The organism is Microcystis sp. M49636_WE2 (genome assembly GCF_030065375.1).
GTDB lineage: Bacteria > Cyanobacteriota > Cyanobacteriia > Cyanobacteriales > Microcystaceae > Microcystis > Microcystis aeruginosa_C.
In genome coordinates this window covers 1-4387 of sequence record NZ_JASJFG010001028.1, presented here as the reverse complement: position 1 = coordinate 4387, position 4387 = coordinate 1, and the positions used below count along the sequence as shown (strand labels likewise).

Here is a 4387-nt window from a genome sequence, read left to right as displayed (position 1 = left end):
TTGGTATGGTTCGATAGGGGGGCATAAATCGACTAAATCCTTATCTGGCAAGAGATTTAATTGATTAGTTCGCTCTAGATCAAAAACAATTGACAAAAATCGCCAAATATCTTTCTCTATAAGGGTTTCATCTCTTATAATTCTGTCCGTTGCATAAGACAAACCGAAGAGCCGTAAATCCTTACTTAATCAAGTATTTCAGCTGCAATAAAGAACCCTATCTCTCACCTATTGGTGAGCAGCAGAAGTTATTAAAAGAGGGCGAATGCAATTCGCCCCTACAATAACATTATCGCCCCAATAGTAGGGGCGCATCGCGTGCGCCCAAATGTAATATTGTGTGTGCCCAAATGTAATATTGTGTGCGCCCAAATGTAATATCGCATGATCCCAAATGTGATATAGATACTTCTCCAAAATTGAGATGCACCAAGCAGAGAAAACCATCCTACCCACAGCTTAAATTAATGGATCTGCATAATTTTCTCGGCTACTTTCTGGGAAATAAAAGGTAAAATTGAGCGGTTTTGACTGTTATCTTTTCCCTCGGTAAATACCACCAAGAGATAGGGAGTATGATGGGGAATTTCAATATAGGCTGCATCGTGACGTACTTGACTTGTCCAACCAGCTTTTGACCAAATTTGACTATTTTCCGGTAATCCTTGCCCCAAAAATCCTAAGATTTGTGTATCATCTCCTTGACTTGTCCAATCAGCAGGATTAAGACTTCGTTTTAGTAAAGACATCATCATCTGGGAACGTTGGGAAGAAACCGCAATCCCCCCGATAATAGTATGAATTAAACGCGCCACTGCATTGCTAGTTAACATATTGCGATTCTCCATTAATTCCCCTAAAAAAGCGCGTTCACGTCCATAGGGACCGTCAGACCAAGTTTTTTGATTAACGTTAATTGTCGCTAATTCCGGCCAATTTAGGGATTGAAAATAACGATTAACTATGTTGCGTTGTTGCTTCCAAGTTTCAAAGGGACTGGCGGCAATTTCTGGACCGCTAGTGGTTCCCGTAACCAGATCTACAACTAAACTGGCAGCATCATTACTAGAGTCAACAATCATGTCACGAATGGCGCGATTTAATTCGCTGCTTTCGGCAATCATTCCCCCCTCTAACCACTCATGAATTGCTACCAGATAAAACAATTTCACTAAACTAGCGGGATAGGTTCTTTCTTGTCCGCGATAACTAAATCCGCGGGGGGAATATTTCCAGAATTCTTCGTGAGAAATTGCTCCCCCCGTGTTGACGACAACGGGAGGATCATATACTATCCAAGTTAGGGCAATTTGTTCTTGAGCTAATTGGGGAAATTCTCGCCAAGTTGTTTCTAAAATATCTGTACCGAACTGTTGGAGATGGTCTTCAGTATGAAAAAAGTTCATAGGTGTGCTGCAAAGTCAAGAGTTAGAAGGTGGATAAATTCTTGAATCGGCAATTCTCATTTTACGGTAAAATTTACCGATAATTAATTATTTGAGCGCTTTTGAGTTTAATGTTTATATCTACCGATGAGGTTCATCTCTATTTTATCAGTCTTGATCCCTCTGGGGATAGACTAGAAAAACTGGCTTCTTTGCTCTCGGAAGATGAAATAATTAGAGCTAATCGTTACCATTTTCCCGAACACAAGCGGCGTTTTTTGGTGGCGAGGGGGTGTTTACGCGAGATTTTAGGGTCATATTTGGCGATAAGTCCCGAAAAAATCGAGTTTATCTACAGTGAGCGGGGAAAACCGAGTATTAACTACCAATTGCAGTTTAATCTCTCCCATTCCGAAGATATGGCCATCTGTGGCTTGACTTTAACCGCTCGCATCGGGGTAGATTTAGAGAAAATGCGCCAGATGAAAGATTTAGATAGCTTGACAAAAAGGTTTTTTTGTGCTAGGGAACATGAGGTTGTTGAAAAGTCCCCAGAGAAGGAAAAGCTATTTTTTCAATTATGGACGGCAAAAGAGGCTTATTTAAAGGCACTGGGAACGGGAATTAGCGGGGGACTCGATCGAGTGGAAGTGGGCCTCAATCCCTTAAAATTAGACAATGTGGCGGGGGAATGGCAATTATGGACAGCGGCAATCGGCGATAATTATCGAGCGACGGTGGTTATCGAAGGTAGCGATCGAGTGATTAAAACCTTTGGCCTTTCTGATCTATGATTAATTGGGGAGTTAATTGCCTTGAGAAATTCAGTAATTATTCCTAGCTATCTCAAAAAAAGCTTGTCCTTAATTATTACTTAACCTTGTTTTCTCTATGCGAATTGCTCTTTTTACAGAAACCTTCTTACCGAAAATCGATGGCATTGTCACCCGTCTTAAACATACCGTAGAACACCTACAAAGATTAGGTCATCAGGTATTAGTTTTCTCTCCCGATGGCGGTTTAAAGGAGTACAAAGGTGCTAAAATTCATGGAGTTACAGGGATTCCCTTACCCCTATATCCGGAATTAAAAATGGCTTTCCCCCGGCCTTCCGTCGGTCAAGCTTTAGAGAGGTTTAAACCTGATATTATTCATGTGGTTAACCCGGCTGTTTTAGGGGTGGGAGGCATTTATTTTGCCAAAACTATGAACATTCCCCTCGTCGCTTCCTATCATACCCATCTCCCCCAATACCTACAACACTATGGATTAGGTTCCCTAGAAGGATTACTCTGGGAATTATTAAAACTGGCCCACAATCAAGCAAGTTTAAATCTCTGCACTTCCACCGCTATGGTGCAAGAATTATCTAGTCGTGGCATTGAAAAGGTAGAGCTTTGGCAAAGGGGAGTCGATACGGAATTATTTCAACCTCATTTAAAATCCCCAGCTATGAGACTGAAATTATCCCAAAATAACCCCGATAGTCCTCTCTTATTATATGTTGGTCGAGTGTCGGCCGAAAAAGAAATCGATCGCATTAAACCAGTATTAGAAGCGATTCCCGAAGCAAGATTTGCCATTGTGGGAGATGGTCCCCATCGGGAAGCTTTAACAAGTCATTTTGCCGACACAAATACCCATTTTGTCGGTTATTTACAGGGGTTAGAATTAGCCTCCGCTTTTGCTTCCGCAGATGCTTTTCTGTTTCCCTCACGCACAGAAACCCTCGGTTTGGTACTCTTAGAATCCATGGCTGCCGGTTGTCCGGTGGTGGCGGCAAATTCGGGGGGAATTCCCGATATTGTCACCGATGGAGTTAATGGTCATCTCTTCGATCCTAGGGATGAAAAGGGTTTAATTAGTGCCACCCAAAGATTACTAACCGCCAAGGCAGAAAGAGAGGAATTACGACGAAATGCGCGTCTAGAAGCGGAAAAATGGGCATGGCAAGCGGCCACCAAACAGTTATTAAATTACTATCACCAAGTTTTGAATAATAATTCTGTGGCTTTTGCCGCTTAATTGTTGTCAAAATGCTCGAATTTAACCGCAAAAACCTTGACCTATTGTAACTTTTATGGCCAGCGCACCCAGTACCACCTTAGATAAGTCCACCCAAGGGGTGAAAAAGACTTATCCCAACTATAAAGTTATTGTTCTCAACGATGACTTTAACACCTTCGATCATGTGGCCAATTGTTTAATTAAATATATCCCGGATATGACTACCGATCGAGCTTGGGAATTAACTAATCAAGTTCACTACCAAGGACAGGCAATTGTCTGGACAGGTCCCCAAGAACAAGCGGAACTTTATCACCAACAATTGCGACGGGAAGGATTAACCATGGCTCCCCTAGAGGCCGCATAATTATGAATAATGGTCGCTTAGTTTGGAATCATTCTACTCATATTCCGGGGTTGATTGCGGTATTAGAAAAGTTAATTACTTATCAGGGAATCACCACTGTCACCCCCGGGGTACTTTCTCGCTCAAAAGGTCATTGTCCGCGGTTACAATTGCGGATATCAGTACCAATTCGTGGTGGTTTTAAGGTGATTGCGAGGACAGGAAAAAGTGTGCAGGAAGTCTTTGTTATCACCGATTTAAACCAAGAGGATTTAGAAATGGCTATCCAAGCTTGTTTAGGAAAATAACTGTCGTGGGTGCGTTGTTGAAAGGCTGCTGGTTACTAATCATTGTTTTTCTGTTTTTCTCTGTACATTCTCTCCCTAGTTTGGCAGTAATGGATAGACTTCCTTTAACAGTAACTTTATTGCAGGAACGTTTAAGCGCACCCGTCCTTAAAGAAGGGATGACTACCATCGATTTAGCCAATTTGGTTATCGATATCCGCGATGAAAATAAGGAACTGCAAGAACAATTTTATCAACAGATTCAAGGTCAAATTAATCGCGCTAAACAACCCCTAGGTTTAGATTTTAGTAATTCCTTAATTCAAGGCAATTTTATCGCTTCCCGTCTGGGTTTACCGACT

At 41.7% G+C, this 4387-nt stretch carries 5 protein-coding genes and 1 pseudogene; 5 read left to right on the top strand and 1 reads right to left on the bottom strand.

Annotation, left to right across the window (positions count from 1 at the left end; translation table 11 throughout):
* Positions 1 to 464 precede the first annotated feature (464 nt).
* Positions 465 to 1406 (bottom strand): serine hydrolase, encoded by a 942-nt coding sequence (locus PX484_RS23565; protein ID WP_287665206.1) that lies wholly within the window; start codon positions 1404 to 1406, stop codon positions 465 to 467.
* 110 nt (positions 1407 to 1516) lie between these two features.
* On the opposite strand from PX484_RS23565, the gene PX484_RS23560 reads away from it, so the two are divergent.
* The 5 genes and pseudogenes from PX484_RS23560 to PX484_RS23540 all read left to right on the top strand — a co-directional run.
* The gene (locus tag PX484_RS23560; RefSeq protein WP_287767997.1) at positions 1517 to 2179 is read left to right on the top strand and encodes a 4'-phosphopantetheinyl transferase family protein; all 663 of its coding nucleotides are present in this window, start codon (positions 1517 to 1519) and stop codon (positions 2177 to 2179) included.
* Positions 2180 to 2276: 97 nt separating this feature from the next.
* Entirely contained in the window at positions 2277 to 3410 is a 1134-nt protein-coding gene (locus tag PX484_RS23555; RefSeq protein WP_002775633.1) for a glycosyltransferase family 4 protein, read from the top strand.
* Positions 3411 to 3465: 55 nt separating this feature from the next.
* Positions 3466 to 3759: an ATP-dependent Clp protease adapter ClpS gene (gene clpS, locus PX484_RS23550; RefSeq protein ID WP_002758084.1), complete on the top strand. Its 294-nt coding sequence runs from the start codon at positions 3466 to 3468 to the stop codon at positions 3757 to 3759.
* A gap of 2 nt (positions 3760 to 3761) precedes the next feature.
* Positions 3762 to 4046, top strand: a complete 285-nt coding sequence (locus PX484_RS23545; protein WP_002758083.1) for a DUF2103 domain-containing protein — start codon at positions 3762 to 3764, stop codon at positions 4044 to 4046.
* Between the two features lie 5 nt (positions 4047 to 4051).
* Positions 4052 to 4387 (top strand): annotated as a pseudogene (locus PX484_RS23540) (pentapeptide repeat-containing protein); the annotation flags it as partial.

Coding starts and splice junctions, on each gene's coding strand:
- clpS (WP_002758084.1), top strand. CDS start 3,466: ATGGCCAGCGCACCCAGTACCACCTTAGATAAGTCCACCCAAGGGGTG.
- PX484_RS23545 (WP_002758083.1), top strand. CDS start 3,762: ATGAATAATGGTCGCTTAGTTTGGAATCATTCTACTCATATTCCGGGG.
- PX484_RS23565 (WP_287665206.1), bottom strand. CDS start 1,406: ATGAACTTTTTTCATACTGAAGACCATCTCCAACAGTTCGGTACAGAT.
- PX484_RS23560 (WP_287767997.1), top strand. CDS start 1,517: ATGTTTATATCTACCGATGAGGTTCATCTCTATTTTATCAGTCTTGAT.
- PX484_RS23555 (WP_002775633.1), top strand. CDS start 2,277: ATGCGAATTGCTCTTTTTACAGAAACCTTCTTACCGAAAATCGATGGC.